The sequence below is a fragment of the Proteus sp. CA142267 genome (genome assembly GCF_003336825.1).
Taxonomy (GTDB): domain Bacteria; phylum Pseudomonadota; class Gammaproteobacteria; order Enterobacterales; family Enterobacteriaceae; genus Proteus; species Proteus terrae.
Genome location: NZ_QPMG01000003.1, coordinates 245172 through 265476 on the forward strand (window position 1 = coordinate 245172; position 20305 = coordinate 265476).

Sequence of the window (20305 nt, forward strand, 5' to 3'; positions counted from 1 at the left end):
TCAAACATGCTTACCATTTACATAAGCTTTACGTAATTCAGGCCAATACTCACGATTTGCTTCAATCATATCATCGAGGATCTTCTTAGCGTGGATCACACTTGGCACTGTTTTATTCAGTGTGAACGCCTCTAGTGCTTTCTCGTAGCTACCTTCAAGCGTTGCTTCCACTAACAATTGCTCTGATGCCAATTGTTGCTCTAACAAAGTACGATGGAAACGCGGAATGTCGCCAACACGAATAGCCTCTGGCCCGTGAGATGTGATATATGCCGGCACTTCAACCATTGCATCATAAGGTAAATCTGCAATCGCACCTTTATTTTCAACAATCACTAAATGGCGCTGACGTAAATCAAAAGCTAAAGAACATGCTACATCAACAATAAAGGCACCATGAACACCAACGTGGAAAGCATCAGGTAAAATACCTGTCTCTTTGTATTCACGCGCTGCTTCAAACAAACGTTTTTCACGACCATCCATCACTTCATTTGCACGGGTGTAATCTGGATCTTGATGCTCAACGATATAATTTGGCATCAAGTAATACTGCAAATATGGGTTTGGAATATATTCAGGGAATGCTTCCATTAATGGCTGAATATGACGCCATGTTTTCACCCATGAAGGATCAGAGTGTTGTGGATCAGTTTGAGCAGCATCTTCAGTTAAAAGACCGAATTTAGCGATATGTTCACGTAATTCGGGCAGTTTTTCTTCACCTTTTACACGGACAGAAGTGAACCAACCAAAGTGATTTAGGCCAAAGTAGTCCACATCTAAATCATGGCGATCAACATTTAATACGGCTGCCATATTACGCATCGCCGCAACAGGCATATCACAGATATTCAATACTCGAGCATTAGGGCGTAAACGACGTACACCTTCAGCAACAATCGCGGCTGGGTTTGAATAGTTTACAATCCATGCTTTAGGGGAGGCATATTCCTCAACTAAATCAATTAACTCAACCATAGGTAAAATAGTACGTAAACCGTAAGCAAGCCCGCCAGGTCCACAGGTTTCTTGCCCTACAACACCATGACGTAACGGGATTTTTTCATCCTGTTCACGCATTTTATATTGACCCACACGCATTTGAGCAAACACGAAATGAGCACCATCAAACGCGGTTTTTGCATCCGTTGTCACTGTAAATTTAATGGTATCACTATGATCACGGATCACTTTTTCAACGACTGGGGCGATGGTATCTTGGCGCTCTTGATCGATGTCATATAAACGAATTTCACTCAGTGGAAAATCCTCTAAACGTACCATTAAGCTTTTTACAATTCCCGGTGTATAGGTGCTTCCGCCGCCTGCAATACTTAAGATAAAGGGTGATTTAGTCATCTTTCTTTCTCCTATTAAAGTGCGGCTTCGACCGCTTCACGCATTTTTTTTACATGTAATCCATAAACAACTTGAACATTATTACCGTGGCGCACAACGCCTTTAGCACCGGTTTTTTTCAAGATATCTTCATGAATTGCATCGATATTTTTAACAATGACTCTTAAGCGGGTATAACAATTATCAACCACTTCAATATTGTCACGTCCACCGAGTCCTTCAATAATCTCTTCACCTAACTCATTGATAGTTTGAGTAGTTTCTTCAGGGGCAGTGACTGCTTCTGCTTTTTTCTTGTAATCTTCTTTGCTATATAAACGCGTCTCTTCATCATCTTCTTCACGACCTGGTGTTTTAAGATTGAGTTTTAAAATCAAGGTTCTAAAGATAACGAAATAGAGAACTGACATAATCAAACCCACCACGATATACATAGGCCAATTTGATTTTTCAGTGCCTAACGGCAAGTTATATAGAATGAAATCAATGACACCGTTCGCACCAATCGCATGAACACCCAATAAGTAGAACAACATCATGCCAATACCGGTTAATACGGCATGAACTAAAAACAAAACAGGGGCAACAAATAGGAAGGAAAACTCAAGAGGCTCTGTTACACCAAGTAAGAAAGAGGTCGCAGCCGCAGGAATTAAAATCGCCTTCGCCATCTGCTTTTTCTCTTTTTTAGCCACAGAGATCATGGCAGCTGCCGCGGCAGTTAAGCTGAACATTTTAGCAATACCGCGCGCATCCCAAATCACAGTGCTACTGAGTTGTTTAACTTCCGGGCACGCCATTTCAGCAAAGTAGATATTTCTTGCACCTTGGTAAGTTGTGCCACAAACATCAGCAACACCACCTAATTCGGTATACAAGAATGGGGTATAGACTAAATGGTGTAATCCAGTTGGGATAAGAATACGTTCTAAGAATCCATAAATCAGCGCACCAAACGCACCAGAATCATGAATAACGAGCGCCATTTTAGTAATACCCGCCTGAGCAAAAGGCCAGACTTCACACATTAAAACAGCCAATGCAATGGTGAATGGAATCGCAATAATGGCGACAAAGCAGTGACCAGAGTAGATAGCCATAATGCCGTTAAACTGACGGCCTGAATAACGATTATAAAGCCACCCTGATATTGCCCCAGTTAAAATACCGGCAAATACGCCCATCTCTAGAACTTGGACGCCTAATACCATGCCTTGACCAGCTGCTCGCATCTCTTCTGCGCTAACCAGTTTACCTTGTAGCGTTAGCGTAATATTCATGGCGTTCGTGAAAATAACAAACACCACTAAGCCAATTAAACCAGCGTAGCCTTTGTCTTTTTTCGCTAAACCAACAGGAATACCCACAGCAAAAATCAGTGCCAAATTGATTAAAATAGCAACAGATGATTTTGCAAGTAATTGCCCAATACTTTGAATAACCGGGTGATTTAAAAACGGAATATATTCCGCAAGATTGCCATTGCCAAAGACATTACCTAAAGCGATATATAAACCGACAATAGGCAATATCAAGACAGGCCCATATAAGGATTTACCAAACGCTTGTAGGGCATTAATGAGTTTTTTCATACGGTATCTCGTTGTTGTTTTCTTACACTCATTTCCATAGCAGCATCCTGCGCTGGCATTAAATAAAAAGCAATTTATCCACTTGATTTAGAAACGGATTACGTTAAAAGTAACATGTTACTTTTTTTATTGTGAGCCAACGCATGGTGAATATTCAGGCAAAAGTTAAGTAATTTTTCGATGATAAACTGAAGAGAAAAAGACCAGACAACAGTAAAAAAACATAAAAAAACCGAGCTTACTAACACAAGGTTAATAAACTCGGTCTTAAGGCAGAAAAACAATACTAATTAGGTAAGATTAGCCCTCGGCAGCTTCTCTTAAACGACGTTTAATATTGCTATATTCCGTTTTCACATAGTGTTCTGCCTGAGCCTGTTCCTTGATTGGCTCAACACATACTGCACAATATTTATACTCAGGTGTTTTAGTAATTGGGCTTAAGTTTTCTGCAACTAGTTCGTTACAAGCGCCAATCCACCACTGGTAAGTCATATATACCGCGCCTTTATTTGGTCTATCACTAACCGCAGCACGCGTAATCACTTTACCTTGACGAGAGCGTATCCAAACCAACTCTTGATCTTTAATGCCAAGTTGTTTGGCATCTTCAGTATTTAACTGAACATAACCTGGCTCATCTGCTAATGCTGCCAATGCTTTACAGTTACCTGTCATTGAACGGCAAGAGTAGTGCCCAACTTCACGCACTGTTGCCAGTACCATTGGGAATTCATCAGACAGTTTGTCAATTGGTGGCGCCCACTCACAAGTAAAGAATTGACCTTTACCATTAGGGGTATCAAATTTACCGCCTTCGTACAGATATTGTGTACCTGGGCTATCTTCTGTTGGGCAAGGCCACTGAATATACGCCAAGTCCGCCATTTTTTCGTAAGTCGCACCATAATAAATTGGGCATAGCTCACGCAACTCATCCCAAATTTCTTTGGTATTGTTGTAATGCATTGGATAACCCATTGCTGTTGCCATCAAACTGATAATCTGCCAGTCTGTTTTTACATCACCAACAGGTTCAACGGCTTTATAGAAACGTTGGAAACCACGGTCTGCCGCAGTATAAACACCTTCATGTTCACCCCATGATGTTGCAGGGAAAATAACGTCAGCAATCGACGCTGTTTTGGTCATAAAGATATCTTGTACTATCAGTAGATCCAGTTTTTCAAACGTTCTACGAATTGTTGCTAAATCAGGCTCAGTTTGCAGTGGATCTTCACCCATTACATAGTGAGCTTTTAATAAACCGTGATCGATATTATGAGGGACTTCACTTAACGCATAGCCCACTTCATCAGGCATGGATTCAATGCCCCAGAATTTAGCAAATTTCTCACGCGCTTTTTCGTCAGTAACGTATTGATATCCCGGCAACGTGTTAGGTAATGCACCCATATCACACGCACCTTGTACATTGTTTTGACCACGAACAGGGCCAACACCGACGTATTTTTTACCTAAATTACCGGTTAATAATGCCAAGCTAGTCAGTGAACGAACCGTTTCAACGCCTTGGTAGAACTGAGTGACACCCATTCCCCAAAGAATTGTTGCAGTTTCTGCTTTTGCGTACATACGCGCAGCTTCACGAATAATTTGAGCACTTAAACCTGTTGTTTCTTCAACGGATTCAGGTGTATAACTTTCAACTAATTTACAATATTCTTCAAACTGCTCGGTGTGATTTTCAATAAAGGATTTATCATGCAATCCTTCCTCAATAATCACATGCGCAATTGCATTTAATAGCGCAATGTTAGAGCCATTTTTTAAACCTAAGTGTAAATCGGCTAAACGTGCTGTTTCGATGTAACGAGGGTCACATACAATAATTTTGGCACCCTTTTCTTTCGCCTTAACAATACGGCGAGCAACAATAGGATGCGAGTCTGCGGCGTTATAACCGAAGACAAATAGACATTTGGTATCCTCAATCTCAACGATTGAGTTGCTCATAGCACCATTACCGACCGAACGCTGCAGACCTGCAACCGAAGGGCCGTGTCAGACACGAGCACAGCAGTCTATATTATTATTTCCGATAACCGCACGAGCAAATTTCTGCATAACGAAGTTAGCTTCGTTACCTGGGCCTCGTGAAGAGCCGGTTGTCATAATAGATTTAGCACCGTATTTCTCTTTGATAGCCAGAAGTTTGCTACTCGCAAACTCAATCGCTTCTTCCCAAGAAACCGATTCTAATTTTCCGCCTCTTTCACGACGGATCATTGGTGTTTTAAGACGTGGAGTCAGTATCTTAGTATCATGGATAAAATCCCATCCATAATACCCTTTCAGACACAGCTCACCTTGGTTTGTTAAACCATTGGCTCCTTCAGCGCCAATGATTTTACCGTTTTCCACCTTCAGGTAGATTTTGCATCCTGAGGCGCAATACGGACAGACCGTGATGACTTTTTTCATCAACATTGCTCCTGTGTTCATCAATGTTCAGGTTATTACCTGATCCTCTCCTCTATCTATGCAGAGAGTGTGCCAAATAAGCACGCTTTTTTACTTTTCTACAATGCAATGAAAAATAAAGAAAAATAAAAACCATTGAGTGAGTAAGAAAACAATGAAAACCAAAACGATAGGAAGTGCTCGACACTAATGACGATATTTATGTCGATTTGTGTTTCTATCAAAATTCGTTATACATTAACGCTTATAACGTAATAGTACTTATTCATTTCATCTGCGAAATCAAAATAATAAATACGCTTTCTTATCTGCCTTTATCGAAGTCTTACCGTATATAATGATGACAACCTTCTAATATCGCTATCAATATTCCTATCTACTAGAACTATTTAAAATTAATAATTTTGATATTAATGTTATTCGAATAAAAAATTTTTAAACTTCAATAAAAAAAAGCACATAATACTGAACCTGAAAACAACTTCGCGGTCATAAAGACCTCTACACCTTATAAATTGATAATAATTGAACATGCAAAAATTAAAGTTTTTAAGGTTTTCGAAAGAAAACATTGCCCTTTTTTTAGCTGTCTATCTTGGTTTTTTTCTTAATCTTTCCGTCTATATTGGCCGATATGGCACACAGAATACAAACAACCCCCTCATTGATGCATTATATATCCTAGGTGAAATTGCAGTTAATATTGCCTTTACCTTCTTCTTATTACGATTACTCTCTTTCTTCGGCACTCTCTTTTTTAAAATAATTACCTCTTTTATTCTCGTCGTGAGTGTTTGTGCTAGTTACTATATTTCTTTTTATGATGTAGTCATTGGATATGGCATTATCATTTCAACACTAACTACAGATACGGATTTATCTAAAGAGCTGGTTAGCCCAAATGTAATTATTTGGATTATTGGTTTATCTGTTTTGCCATTGGCTCTTATTTGGCTATGCAAAAAACCAGAAAAAAATCTAACGACTCAACAAAAGAAAAAAATCTGGATAAAAAACACTACCAAAATGCTGGTGATTGCACTGGCTGTTTTTGGCTATTTAAAAATACTCGATTCAAAACAAAAAGCCTATGAAATCAAAAATAACTTAGATTTACCAAGTTATAGTGGTGGCTTAAGTTATGCCTATTTACCTACAAATTGGATTATTCCATTATTCCAATATGCAATAACGCAGTATGACGATACGTTTAATAGCAAAAATATTTTTGATCCTGCCGATCACTTCACATACCAACCATCAAAGGCTAACGAGGATGTGTATGTTGTCTTTATTATTGGTGAAACAGCAAGATGGGATCATATGGGATTATTAGGATATGAGCGTCAAACAAACCCGCTATTAAGCCAAGAAAAAAATCTTGTTGCTTTTAAAGGTATTTCTTGTGATACCGCAACAAAACTCTCTTTAAAATGTATGTTTGTACGTGAAAATGGAACTGAAAGTAACGATCAGCGGACATTAAAAGAGAACAATATTTTCTCAGTATTAAGCCAATTAGGTATGTCATCAGAGTTATTCTCAATGCAAAGCGAGTTGTGGTTTTACAATAAACTTGATTTAAATAACTACGCAATGAAAGAGATGATGACGGCAAAAAATAGCAATTTTGGTAAAGAGCTTGATGACACCTTATTAATTGCTGAAACGGCGAATGCGGTTTCTCAGCATCCAAAGGGAAATCATTTAGTGATTTTACATACTAAAGGTTCTCACTTTATGTATTCACAACGTTACCCAGAATCATTCAAAAAGTACCAACCTGAATGTTTAAATGTGGATGATGAGTGTACTAAAGAGCAGTTAGTGAATGCTTATGACAACTCTATTCTTTATACCGACTATTTTATTGATGGCATACTCGATACATTACGCGATAAAAAAGCCATTGTGTTTTATACCTCCGATCACGGAGAATCTATTTCCGAAAAAGGTGGCTTACATGGCACACCAAAAGAAATTGCACCGCCAGAACAATTTAAAGTGCCTTTCTTAGTTTGGATGTCGGATAGCTATTTAGCGGAGCCTGAAAATAAGCAATTATTTGATAACCTAAAACGTAATCAAGATGCAGAGCGCACGTTCTATCATCATAATATTTTTGATTCGATGTTAGGTTGCTTGGGTTATTCGTCTCCAGATGGCGGTATTAATAATCAAAATAACCTCTGTTTTGGTGATATGCCACCAACCCAAAATTAAATTTTCGTAATAGTAAATAGACAGAAAACCACGCTCGATATTAAGCGTGGTTTTTTATTATTCTTAACTTAAATAAGTTAATTATTGATTGAAACTAGCATCAGTATAAAGTTGAGTAGCTTGAATATCTTTTACTGTTTTCGTCCCACCTAACATCATATTAATTTTTAATTCTTTATTTAAATGTTGGATAACTGAATTTACACCTTCAGCGCCCCCTAAATTTAATCCATAAAGAATTGGACGGCCAACGGCGACAACATCTGCACCACTGGCTAATGCTTTAAAGACATGCGAGCCACGACGTACACCACTATCAAAAACGATAGGAACACGTTTATTTACCACTTTTGCTATTGCTGGTAATACATCAATAGTGGCTGGTGCGCTGTCTAATTGACGTCCACCGTGGTTAGAAACCCAAATAGCATCTGCACCTGCTTTAATGGCAGTATCTGCATCTTCAGGTGATTCGATACCTTTTACAATCACAGGTAAGCCAGACATTTTTTTCACATACTGAATATCTGCAGGGGTGAAGGCTTGTTTAGCTTGAGCATAAATTTCACTAATACCCGCACCTTTACCTGTTTTCGATTTGTCATCACTGATTTTTGCAAACGCTTCTAAGTTGGCAAAACCTAATGGAAATTGGAAATTATTTTTCACATCATCTTCACGATAACCACCTACTGAAGAGTCGATAGTCATAATGATACCTTTAGCGCCATACTGTTTTGCTTGAGATAAAATATACTCGTTAAAGGCATCATTTTTACTCATATACAACTGGAAGAAGAAAGGATAACCCGGTTGAGCATCTGCCACTTCTTTAATTGTTTTATTACCATAAGTACTTAATGAAAAAATAGAACCTGCTTTTGCCATACCTTTTGCTGTGGCGACTTCGCCTTGTTGATGTGCAAGCCCTTGAGCTGCCATCGGTGCCTGAATAATAGGCGTATCTAATTTAATACCCAAAAATTCTGTTTTTAAATCTAAGTCAGAAAATTCGATGCCTTGTAATGAACGAGGCATAATATATTTTTTATCAAATGCCGTCGTGTTTGAACGTAAATTATTTTCGTCTTCAGCACCACCACGAATATAACCGAAAGCCCCTTTATCCATATTTGCTTGGACTTGTGCTTCCATCGCTTTTAAGTTAACTATTTTAATTGGACCTTCTGCGGTACTTGCTTTATATTCAGCAGCCTGTGCAACACCCACGCTTAATGCCATTGCAATAGCAGTGGTTTTTAATATTTTTCTTTTCATTTTTTTTCCATTTGGATTAAAGGCTTATATTCATAAATTAATAAATATGAATTTCTATTAAATTAACTTTATCGAAAAAGAATATAAGCCTTATTTTTAGGTAAAACTTAAATTAACCGCTTACTTTTTTGTTAAAGTATTATAGCTTGTCATAAGATTACGATAGTCTGGAATATGGTTAGCAAATAGCGCACCTAATCCTTCAACATCATTACGCCAATCACGGTGTAACTCACAAGCTAAACCAAACCAGTTAATTAATTGTGCCCCTGCTTTTGACATTCTATCCCACGCAGAGTCACGAGCAATGGCATTGAAAGTACCTGAAGCATCCGTTACCACAAAGACTTCAAAACCTTCTTCAAGTGCTGATAATGCAGGGAATGCGACACACACTTCAGTAACTACACCGGCAATAATCAGTTGTTTTTTACCCGTTGCTTTAACCGCTTTTACGAAATCTTCATTATCCCATGCGTTAATTTGACCTGGGCGAGCGATATAAGGAGCATCTGGGAACATTTCGACAAGTTGAGGCATTAAAGGGCCATTAGGGCCATCTTCAAAAGAGGTCGTTAAAATGGTAGGTAAATTAAAGTACTTAGCAGCATTAGCTAATGCTAATACATTATTATTGAATTTATCAGGCTCGATATCTCTGACTAAAGAAAGTAACCCAGCTTGATGGTCTACCAACAGAACAGCAGCATTATTTTTATCGATACGATGATATTTAAAGCTCATAATAATCTCCGATAGTATAATAGAGGTAAGACTCAATTAAATAATAGCACTAAATTTATATGACAATATTCAGATCTTTTTAAATTTACATTTTAATGTATTCATTAATAATAAATAATCGATTGTAAACTTTAAATATAATTAAATATCACGATATTTAATTAACTATTTATTTGTTTATATAAATTCGTTTCGTTGAAAAGAATTATAAGTGCAATAATTCTTAAATGAATCTAAAGATTATTGTTTTAACCATTCAAAAATTTTGTTGATGTTTTAGGGCGGAGAAAAAAGAGATAAAAAAACCCCCGCGGGCGGGGGTGAGATAAGCGCAACTAAAAGGTCTCTAACTTACTATCAGGAGATAGGTATTCACTAATGACGATTACGCACAATTTGATAGCGACGAGTTAAATACTCAATTGGCACACTCCAAATATGGACTAATCGACAGAATGGGAATAATAAGAAAATCGTCATTCCTAAGAAAATGTGCAATTTAAATACCCATGCAACACCTTCAAGGTTTGCTGAAGCACCACCGTGGAATGTCACAATCGATTGTGCCCATGCCACCAGCTTCATCATTTCACTACCATCCATATGTTGGGCGGAGAATGGAATAGTCAGCAGACCTAGCGCAACTTGAATAACCAGTAGTGTTAAAATCATGATGTCACCAAATGAAGATGTGGCTCTGACTCGTGGGTTGGTTAAACGGCGTTTTAACAGCATTACGCCCCCTACCAGCATTAACACGCCACAAGTCCCCCCTCCGACCATCGCCATAATTTGCTTATATTCAATCGGTAAGAAAGATTCATACATCCAATGTGGTGTTAACATTCCCAGAAAGTGACCAGCAAAAATACCGAGTATCCCCACATGAAATAAGTTAGAGGCAAGGCGCATGTTTTTCTTGTCTAACATCTGGCTAGAGCCGGCACGCCATGTATATTGACCATAGTCGTAACGTAACCAGCTACCGATAATAAAAACGGCACCAGCAATATAGGGATAGATATCAAAAAATAACATATTGATGTAATTCATTTTTGTACTCCCGTATCCAACGAATTCCCAACGTTGAGATATTGAACTGCGGTCTCTTGTGCAAAACGACGCTGATGTTGGCTGATCTTGCCACTACCACACTGCGTACCTTCTCCAAGAAACGTCACTTGTTCTTCTTCCCACACAGCATCTAATGCAGCAGGTGTATCATCTAAAGGCTCTTTTTCTACTTGAGCAGTCAGTTGCGATGCTTCTAATCCACTTTGAGAAAGACAAAGCAACACATCAAAGAGAGCGTGATAATCACTGCCTCGTTGTTTTAAACGTTCACCTAACAGAGCCAAAATAGGCGCAATGTTATTTAACCCTTCAATACACTCGGTTGTAGGTAAAAGCGTTAAGTACTCAAGGTAAGTAGGCAAATAGTCAGGAAGTTCACGACTACTTAATGTGATCCCTGCTTGTTGATATTGATTGAGCAGATCAACCATTGCCTGACCACGATCGCGAGACTCGCCATGAACGTGTTCAAATAACAACAGTGATCGCGCTCGACCTCTATCAAAAAGCTCACTGTAATTAGATTGCGCATCTAGCAACTCTTGTTGCATTAAGGCATGAATAAATGCCATTAATTTCGCAACTTGAGTCACAGGAAGTTCATCGGCTTCCTGTAATGCATCGATAAGTTCGTCTCGGTTATCCCACAGTTCTTGTGTGGGATAATCTAAGAGATGGGAAATGACTTTCAGAGAGATCACTATATTTTCTCCTCTGAACGACGTTCATCTTGAGGTGTCCTTGATGTGATATCAATCGCATCAATACGATGACTATTAAACAAATTAAATTTGCTATCACTACCATGACAACCGTCACCAAAGCTAAAACCACAACCATTACGTTCTGGGAAAGCTTCTCTTGCGAGTTCGCGATGACTCGATGGGATAACAAAGCGATCTTCATAATTTGCAATAGCCAGATAACGATACATCTCTTGTGCCTGTGCTTCGGTCAAACCGACTTGTTCTAATGCACTTAAGTCTGTTTTTCCTTCTACAGTTTCAGCACGTTTGTAATGACGCATCGCAAGCATTCGTTTTAATGCTAACAACACAGGTGCCGTGTCGCCCGCTGTCAGTAAGTTAGCTAAATATTGAACCGGAATACGTAAGCTTTCGACATCAGGCAGTACACCGGTATGCGGTAACACACCCGCATCGGCAGCAGATTGAATTGGTGACAAAGGTGGCACATACCAAACCATAGGTAAGGTGCGATATTCTGGGTGCAGTGGTAATGCCAGCTTCCAATCCACCGCCATTTTGTAGACAGGTGAACGTTGCGCTGCATCAATCACACTTAACGGAATACCTTGCTCTTCAGCAGCTTTGATCACTTCAGGATCGAACGGATCTAAGAAGATATCTAACTGGCTTTGGTATAAATCTTTTTCATTATCCGCACTGGCAGCTTGTGAGATTTTATCTGCGTCATACAACATCACACCCAGATAGCGAATACGTCCTACACAAGTTTCTGAGCACAGTGTTGGTTGACCCGCTTCAATACGTGGGTAACAGAAAATACATTTTTCTGACTTACCGCTTTTCCAGTTGAAGTAGATTTTTTTGTATGGACATCCTGTTAAACACATGCGCCATCCACGGCACTTATCTTGGTCGATAAGCACAATGCCATCTTCAGCACGTTTATAAATCGCACCACTTGGGCACGTCGCAACACAAGCAGGATTTAAGCAGTGTTCACATAAGCGTGGTAAATACATCATGAATGTATTTTCAAACTGCCCGTACATCTCTTTTTGCATATTGGCGAAGTTTTTGTCCGCCGCACGTTTGCTAAATTCGCCACCTAAATCGTCTTCCCAGTTTGGGCCTTTTTCGATTTTGGTCATGCGCTGACCTGTGATCAGCGAACGAGGACGTGCAGTCGGTAACGAGCCTTCTGGAGCATTTTTTAAATGCTCATAGTCATAATCAAAAGGCTCATAGTAATCGTCTAATGCAGGAACATCAGGGTTGGCAAAAATTTTAGATAATAGACCAACACGGTTACCCATTCTTGGTACTAATTTACCTTTGATATTTTTGATCCAGCCACCTTTCCACTTCTCTTGGTCTTCCCAATTTTGTGGATACCCTGTACCCGGTTTGGTTTCAACGTTATTAAACCATGCGTATTCAACACCTTCACGACTGGTCCAAACATTTTTACAGGTTACTGAACAGGTATGGCAACCGATACATTTGTCGAGGTTCAGTACCATACCGACTTGTGAACGAATTTTCATTATGCCTTCTCCTGTCCATTCAGGGTCTGTTGATAAGCATCACCTTCACCATCAAGCCAATCAATCTGTTTCATTTTACGCACCACAACAAACTCATCACGGTTAGAGCCCACGGTGCCGTAATAGTTAAAGCTATAAGCCAATTGAGCATATCCACCAATCATATGCGTTGGTTTAGGGCAAACACGCGTCACAGAGTTGTGAATACCGCCACGCATTCCTGTCATTTCAGATCCCGGCAGATTTATTTGACGCTCTTGCGCGTGATACATGTAAATCATGCCATCAGGAATACGTTGACTGACAATGGCTCTCGCGGTTAACGCACCATTACTGTTGTATGCTTCAACCCAATCGTTATCACTAATTCCCATCTCTTTGGCATCATCTTCACTCAGCCAAACCACAGGGCCACCACGACCTAGCGTTAACATCAGTAAGTTATCGCTATACGTAGAGTGAATACCCCATTTTTGGTGAGGCGTCAGGAAGTTCAGCGCTTTCTCAGGGAAACCATTTGGTTTTTTACCTTTAACCGCATCAATAGCTTTGGTATCAATGGGTGGACGATAGACCACTAAACTTTCACCATAAGCACGCATCCACTCGTGATCTTGATACAACTGCTGGCGGCCACTTAAAGTACGCCAAGGGATCATCTCGTGAACGTTGGTATAACAGGCGTTATAAGAGACATGCTCATCTTCAAGACCAGACCATGTTGGGCTTGAAATGATCTTACGAGGTTGAGCAACGATATCGCGGAAACGAATTTTCTCGTCTTCTTTCACTTTGGCTAAGTGAGTATGATCGCGACCTGTCACTTTACTCAGTGCATCCCACGCTTTTACAGCCACTTGACCATTAGTTTCAGGTGCTAAAGAGAGAATAACTTCGGCTGCATCAATCGCCGTTTCAATCGCTGGGCGTCCTTTTGCCACACCGTCATGACGAACTCGATTAAGTTTTTTCAGGAAATCAACTTCTGCTTGTGTATTCCAGCTGATCCCTTTACCACCATTACCTAGTTTGTCCATTAACGGCCCAAGTGAGGTAAAGCGAGCATAGGTATTTGGATAATCACGCTCAACAGGGATAAGGTGTGGTGCTGTTTTACCCGGAATAAGGTCACATTCACCTTTTTTCCAATCTTTCACATCAAAAGGCTGTGCCATTTCAGCAGCAGAGTCATGTTGAATAGGTAATGTCACTAAATCAGTTTCAACCCCTAAATGACCTACACACAATTTAGAGAAGGTTTTAGCGATACCTTTATAGATTTCCCAGTCTGTTTTAGATTCCCAAGCTGGATCAACGGCTGCGGTTAATGGATGAATAAATGGATGCATATCCGAAGTATTCATATCATCTTTTTCATACCATGTAGCGGTTGGTAAAACGATATCTGAGAAAAGACAGGTGCTTGACATACGGAAGTCTAAAGTCACCACTAAATCAACTTTACCTTCACCGCCTTTATCTTGCCATTCCACTTCTTGTGGCTTAACTTGGCCTTGCTCGCCTAAATCTTTACCTTGTAAACCGTTTTCGGTTCCCAACAAATATTTCAGTAAATATTCATGCCCTTTACCCGCAGAACCTAATAAGTTAGAGCGCCAGATAAATAAATTACGTGGGAAGTTTTGTGGGTTATCCGGTTGCTCAGCGGCAAAGCGAATTTCACCTGATTTCAGTGCATTAACGGTGTAATCAGTAGCACTGACACCTGCTTCTTGCGCTTTTTTCGCAATAGACAGAGGGTTTAGGTTTAATTGAGGTGCAGATGGTAACCACCCCATACGCTCTGAACGCACATTCATATCAACCAAGCTACCACTAAAGCGTGATTTATCCGCTAATGGTGATAACAACTCTGTCGGTGATACGGTTTCATAACGCCACTGACTTGAGTGGTTGTAGAAAAATGATGTACTGTTCATATGGCGAGGCGGACGTTGCCAATCAAGACCAAAGGCTAATGGTAGCCAACCTGTTTGTGGACGCAGTTTTTCTTGTCCAACATAGTGTGCCCAGCCACCACCACTTTGACCGACGCAACCACAGAAAATCAGCATATTGATAATGCCACGGTAAGTCATATCCATGTGGTACCAGTGGTTAATACCTGCTCCCACAATCACCATCGAACGACCGTGTGTTTTTTCTGCGTTATCTGCAAATTCACGCGCAATACGAGCGATATCTTGGCGACCTACACCTGTCACTTTTTCAGCCCATGCTGGTGAATATGCTTTGATTTCATCGTAGTTTGATGCACAGTTTTCATCATTTAAACCGCGATCAACGCCGTAGTTAGCTAACAATAAATCATAAACAGTTGTGATGTATTTTTCTTCGCCGTTCGCAAGTGTAATACGCTTAGCAGGCAGTTTATGAACAATCACATCATCAAGGGCAACACCTTCAAAGTATTCACTCTTGATGCCACCAAAGTAAGGAAATGCTACATCCACAATATCATCGTGGTTATCTAAAAGGCCTAATTGTAAAGTGACATCTTCGCCACTTTTGCCATCTTTAGGCTCAAGGTTCCATTTAGCAGCACCTTCCCAACGAAAGCCCATCGAACCTTGAGGAGCAACTAATTGTTGTGTTTTTTCATCAATAGCAACGGTTTTCCACTCTGGATTTTTCTCTTGATCCAGATTATTCACCAAATCAGAAGCACGCAACATACGACCCGCAACTAGCTTGCCAGAATCATGTTTATCTAACATCACCAACATTGGCATATCAGTGTAAGTGCGCACGTAGTTACTAAAATATTCAGTTTGGCGTTTAACGTGGAATTCGTTAAGAATAACGTGCCCCATCGCCATCGCCATTGCGCTATCAGTACCCTGTTTTGGATTTAACCATTGATCACAGAGTTTCGCGATTTCAGCGTAATCAGGCGTTACCGCAACGGTTTTAGTTCCTTTATAACGAACTTCGGTAAAGAAGTGGGCATCTGGAGTACGTGTTTGCGGTACGTTAGAACCCCATGCAATCAGGTAAGAAGAGTTATACCAGTCTGCTGATTCAGGAACGTCGGTTTGCTCACCCCAAGTCATTGGCGATGCAGGTGGTAAATCGCAATACCAATCGTAGAAACTTAAACATGCGCCACCAATCAGAGATAAATAACGCGCACCTGCAGCGTATGAGACCATCGACATAGCAGGAATTGGCGAGAAACCAATAATACGATCAGGACCAAACTCTTTGGCAGTAAACACGTTAGAAGCAGCAATGATTTCATTCACTTCTGACCATGAAGAACGAACAAAACCACCACGCCCACGCGCTTGCTTATAGCTTTTAGTTTTTTCTGGTGAACTAACAATAGAAGCCCATGCATCAACAGGATCGCTATGTTGTGCTTTTGCTTCACGCCATAGTTTAATTAAGCGTTTACGTACCATTGGATATTTAACGCGGTTTGCGCTATATAAATACCATGAATAACTTGCACCACGAGGACAACCACGAGGTTCATGATCCGGTAAATCCGGACGTGTACGTGGGTAATCCGTTTGTTGGGTTTCCCAAGTTACTAACCCATTTTTGACGTAAATTTTCCAGCTGCATGAGCCGGTACAGTTAACACCATGAGTAGAACGGACAATTTTGTCGTGTTGCCAACGACTACGGTAACCATCTTCCCAATCACGGTTAACATTCAGCTCTTGGCCATGATCCTTTGAAAAGGTATCACCAAGCTGTTTAAAATAGCGGAATCTATCGAGAAACTTACTCATCAGATACTCTCCCAATGCGCGCGAGCGCTCTCACATTGCGTATAATTCGTCATTATTGTTTATTGTGTTTACGTCCATAGACCAACCAAGTGATCAAGACGCAGGCGATATAAAATAGAACAAAGATTTTCATTGCACCGGCAGGAGAGCCAGTCATAGCCAGTGATGTACCGAAGGCTTTAGGAATAAAGAAACCGCCAATTGCACCAATAGCAGAGATAAAACCAAGTGCTGCTGCACTTTCTGTTACTGCTTCTTTTTGAGCGACTTCATCTGAGGCACCTTGTGCTTTCATGCGATCAACCGTAATTTTTCTAAACACCACAGCAATCATTTGGAATGTAGAACCACTTCCTAAACCGGCGGTTAAAAACAGCACCATAAAGACACCGAAGAAGGCGATAAATGAGCCACCAGCACCATTTACAGGCAGTGTTAAGAAAAGCAGAGCAGAAAAAATCGCCATGATGATAAAGTTGATCAGTGTGACTCTAATACCACCAAATTTATCCGATAACGCACCACCTACAGGGCGAGCTAAAGCACCTAACAAAGGTCCAAAGAACGCATAATGTAGAATGACGATATCCGGGAATTGGGTTTTAGAAAGCATTGCAAAACCCGCAGAGAAACCAATAAATGAACCAAAAGAGCACAGATATAAAATACTTAACAACCAGAGGTGACCACGTTTTAATACGGGTAATTGCTGGCTTAAAGAGGCTTTATTAGCCGCAAGGTCGTTCATGCCAAACCAAGCAGCACAGGTCAGAATAAGTAAGAAAGGAACCCAAACCCATGCAGCATTTTCTAGCCATAAACGTGAACCATCAGGCTGAACAACACCGGGGCCACTAAACATAGCAAATACGCCAACACCAATCACTAATGGCGCAACCAATTGCATAACACTGACACCCAGATTGCCTAATCCACCATTTAATCCTAAAGCACCACCTTGACGTGCTTTAGGGAAGAAAAAGCTGATGTTTGCCATACTGGATGCAAAGTTTGCACCTGCAAAACCGCATAGCAGTGAAATCACAATAAAGGTTGAATAAGATGTTGTGCTGTCTTGCACAGCAAAACCAAGCCAGATACAAGGAATGATGAGAAAGACGGTACTGATTGCTGTCCAGCGACGACCGCCAAAAATAGGAATAACAAAAGAATAAGGAACGCGTAAAATAGCACCAGAGACTGAAGGCAGTGCAGTCAGCATAAACAGCTGATCTGTGGTAAAGTTAAAACCTACTTTGTTCAAATTTACTGCAACTGCACTAAAAAGCATCCATACACAGAACGATAAAAGTAAACAAGGAACAGAAATCCATAAATTGCGTGAAGCGATCTTTTGACCAGTCTTTTCCCAAAAAGCTTTATCTTCAGGATGCCAATTTTCGATCACCCCTTTTCTCATTTTTTCTGGGTGTTGAGTGAGTGCCATAACAACCTCGATTAACGGTTAGATTGGCACCTTTGTACGATTAGAATTGTTAATTAGTCATGATCTGCATCAAGCAAAGATTTGTTTGATTTTTAAGCTAAAGTCGCTATTTACACCTAAGTATTAATAGGATTATCATTAATTTTTCATTTTAAATTAATAAATTAAAATAAAATCGCTATAATTTAGAAGTGAAATTACCTCCATCAGATATTTAGGGGTAATACTTTAGTAGTATATGACATTTGATGTATTTTTAAGGCAATATAGCGCCAGAATAAATTTGGAAAAATAACGATGAGTACAAATAAAATCCAATGGCACTACCGCTTTTCAATTATTAATCAGATAGCGATATTAATGTTACTTTTCACTCTATTGGGTGTGGTGGGAATGGCAATTTCTAACCATATTATTTTGAGTGTACAAGGTAATGCTCATGCAATTAATAAATCTGGATCGCTACGGATGCAAAGCTATCGCTTGCTATCTGCTTTACCCCTAGATGAGCAACATCGTTATTATCTTCACGAGTTAGAAACCGACTTAGACAGTGGTGAGTTACTTCAAGTCCTAAGCAATGAATCGCTACAATCACAATATGCTCAATTAAATACTTACTGGAAAGACACTTTAAAGCCAACTTTGCTTTATGCTCAACAACGCGATGAAGCCAAACAAGAGGTTGCCTTTTTTGTTTCACAGCTAGATAAATTAGTATTAAGCATCGATCAACTTACAGAGCAAAAAATTAGGCTGGTGGCTTATACTCAGCTTATTTTCACTGCGCTTACACTGTTATTGCTGTTTGGCTCTGTTTGGCATTTCCGTCGCCGTTTATTACATCCTTGGCAACAACTTATGGCGATGGCTAATTCGATTGGTCATGGTAATTTTTCAGCGCGTTTCCACCAGCGTGCGCATCATGATGAGATTGCCACATTGGGTATTGCACTTAATACCATGTCAGAAGAGCTCTCTACGCTGTATAGCGAATTAGAAAAAAGAGTGGTTGAAAAAACACACGACTTACAACAGAAAAATAAAGTACTCTCTTATCTCTATCATTCTAGCCAACAATTACACTCTCCTGCGCCACTTTGTGCCCGATTAAGACAGATATTATTTGAGCTTCAACAAATCATTCCTGATGCTTATTTGCAGATACGTTTATATGAAGATAATCATCACACACTCTTTAATGAGATCAGTTTAGAACCTCAACCACGCCCTGAACATTGCCCAGATCTACAATGTGAACGCTGTGATGAAACCGCTTCAGCCACCGTTTTACTACGCAGTGAACTATTGCATTGGGAACTAGCCGATCAAATCCATCGCTATGGATTATTTGTTATGCACCTACCAGAGCATACAACGCTGACAGATGAACAGAATAATTTAATGCTATTACTGACAAAACAGATCTCAGCAATGCTGGCAATGGAACAGCAAAATGAGCAACAACAACAGCTTTTGTTAATGGATGAGCGTTCGGCAATTGCACGCGAATTACATGACTCTATTGCTCAATCGCTTTCTTGTTTAAAAATGCAAGTTAGCTATTTGCAGATGCAGTCAGAAACCTTACCGGATAATTGCCAAAAGCTACTAAAAGAGATGCGAGAAGAGCTTAATGTCGCTTATCGCCAATTAAGAGAACTGTTAACCACATTTCGCTTAAAACTCACTGAGCCGGGATTGCTTGCAGCCTTGGAAAGTACACTGACTGAATTTAATCAGCGCCTTGGTTTTTCGATTAATTTTGACTATCAATTACCCGCAAAATGTGTGAATTCGCACCAAAGTATTCACGTTGTTCAAATCGTCCGTGAAGCATTAAATAATATTTTGCAACATGCCAATGCAAATTGGGCTGAAGTCTCTTTATCTCTAAATAATGGCATGGTTGAACTAAAAATTAATGATAATGGTGAAGGAATTAGCCCTAATCCCGAAAAATTAAATCATTATGGTCTTATTATTATGCGTGAACGCGCAAATAGCTTAAATGGTTCTTATACTATAAAAGTACGCGAACAGGGCGGTACTCAAGTGTTTGTTAAATTTCCATTAATAACTACTCATAAAGACCCTGTCTAAATTGGAGCAAGTCGTAATGAAT

12 protein-coding genes are annotated in these 20305 nt (G+C 39.9%); 2 read left to right on the forward strand and 10 right to left on the reverse strand.

The window, feature by feature from the left end; genetic code table 11:
- The 3 genes from C0T34_RS08495 to fdhF all read right to left on the reverse strand — a co-directional run bounded on the left by C0T34_RS08495 (position 1) and on the right by fdhF (position 5399).
- Positions 1-1362, reverse strand: coding sequence for a 6-phospho-alpha-glucosidase (locus C0T34_RS08495; protein ID WP_098941266.1), 1362 nt, complete (start codon positions 1360-1362; stop codon positions 1-3).
- Positions 1363-1376: 14 nt separating this feature from the next.
- Entirely contained in the window at positions 1377-2954 is a 1578-nt protein-coding gene (locus C0T34_RS08500) for a PTS transporter subunit EIIC (protein WP_109850007.1), read from the reverse strand.
- Between the two features lie 300 nt (positions 2955-3254).
- On the reverse strand, positions 3255-5399 hold the full coding sequence (gene fdhF, locus C0T34_RS08505) for a formate dehydrogenase subunit alpha (RefSeq protein WP_098941268.1): 2145 nt from the start codon (positions 5397-5399) through the stop codon (positions 3255-3257).
- Positions 5400-5930: 531 nt separating this feature from the next.
- Here fdhF and eptB point away from each other — a divergent pair.
- On the forward strand, positions 5931-7622 hold the full coding sequence (gene eptB, locus C0T34_RS08510; protein ID WP_098941269.1) for a kdo(2)-lipid A phosphoethanolamine 7''-transferase: 1692 nt from the start codon (positions 5931-5933) through the stop codon (positions 7620-7622).
- Positions 7623-7703: 81 nt separating this feature from the next.
- Here the strand turns inward: eptB and C0T34_RS08515 are convergent, their stop codons facing one another.
- From C0T34_RS08515 to C0T34_RS08545, 7 genes are all read right to left on the reverse strand, one after another.
- Positions 7704-8900, reverse strand: a complete 1197-nt coding sequence (locus C0T34_RS08515) for a lactate oxidase (protein ID WP_098941270.1) — start codon at positions 8898-8900, stop codon at positions 7704-7706.
- Positions 8901-9020: 120 nt separating this feature from the next.
- Positions 9021-9644, reverse strand: coding sequence for an isochorismate family cysteine hydrolase YcaC (gene ycaC, locus C0T34_RS08520; protein WP_075672937.1), 624 nt, complete (start codon positions 9642-9644; stop codon positions 9021-9023).
- 375 nt (positions 9645-10019) lie between these two features.
- Complete coding sequence (gene narI / locus C0T34_RS08525; protein WP_088493880.1) at positions 10020-10697, reverse strand: respiratory nitrate reductase subunit gamma; 678 nt, start codon at positions 10695-10697, stop codon at positions 10020-10022.
- Positions 10694-11419 carry a nitrate reductase molybdenum cofactor assembly chaperone gene (narJ, locus tag C0T34_RS08530; RefSeq protein WP_192940902.1) on the reverse strand — a complete coding sequence of 242 codons (726 nt, stop codon included), beginning with the start codon at positions 11417-11419 and terminating at the stop codon, positions 10694-10696. The genes narI and narJ overlap by 4 nt, the downstream gene beginning before the upstream one ends.
- Positions 11419-12972: a nitrate reductase subunit beta gene (gene narH, locus C0T34_RS08535; protein ID WP_088493882.1), complete on the reverse strand. Its 1554-nt coding sequence runs from the start codon at positions 12970-12972 to the stop codon at positions 11419-11421. Before narH ends, narJ begins: the two co-directional genes overlap by 1 nt.
- A complete protein-coding gene (locus C0T34_RS08540) occupies positions 12972-16733 on the reverse strand; it encodes a nitrate reductase subunit alpha (protein WP_098941272.1) in 3762 nt (1253 codons plus the stop codon). The genes narH and C0T34_RS08540 overlap by 1 nt, the downstream gene beginning before the upstream one ends.
- A gap of 52 nt (positions 16734-16785) precedes the next feature.
- A complete protein-coding gene (locus C0T34_RS08545; protein WP_098941273.1) occupies positions 16786-18180 on the reverse strand; it encodes a NarK family nitrate/nitrite MFS transporter in 1395 nt (464 codons plus the stop codon).
- Between the two features lie 297 nt (positions 18181-18477).
- Here C0T34_RS08545 and narX point away from each other — a divergent pair, with 297 nt between their 5' ends.
- Positions 18478-20283, forward strand: a complete 1806-nt coding sequence (gene narX / locus C0T34_RS08550; protein WP_098941274.1) for a nitrate/nitrite two-component system sensor histidine kinase NarX — start codon at positions 18478-18480, stop codon at positions 20281-20283.
- Positions 20284-20305: the final 22 nt, after the last annotated feature.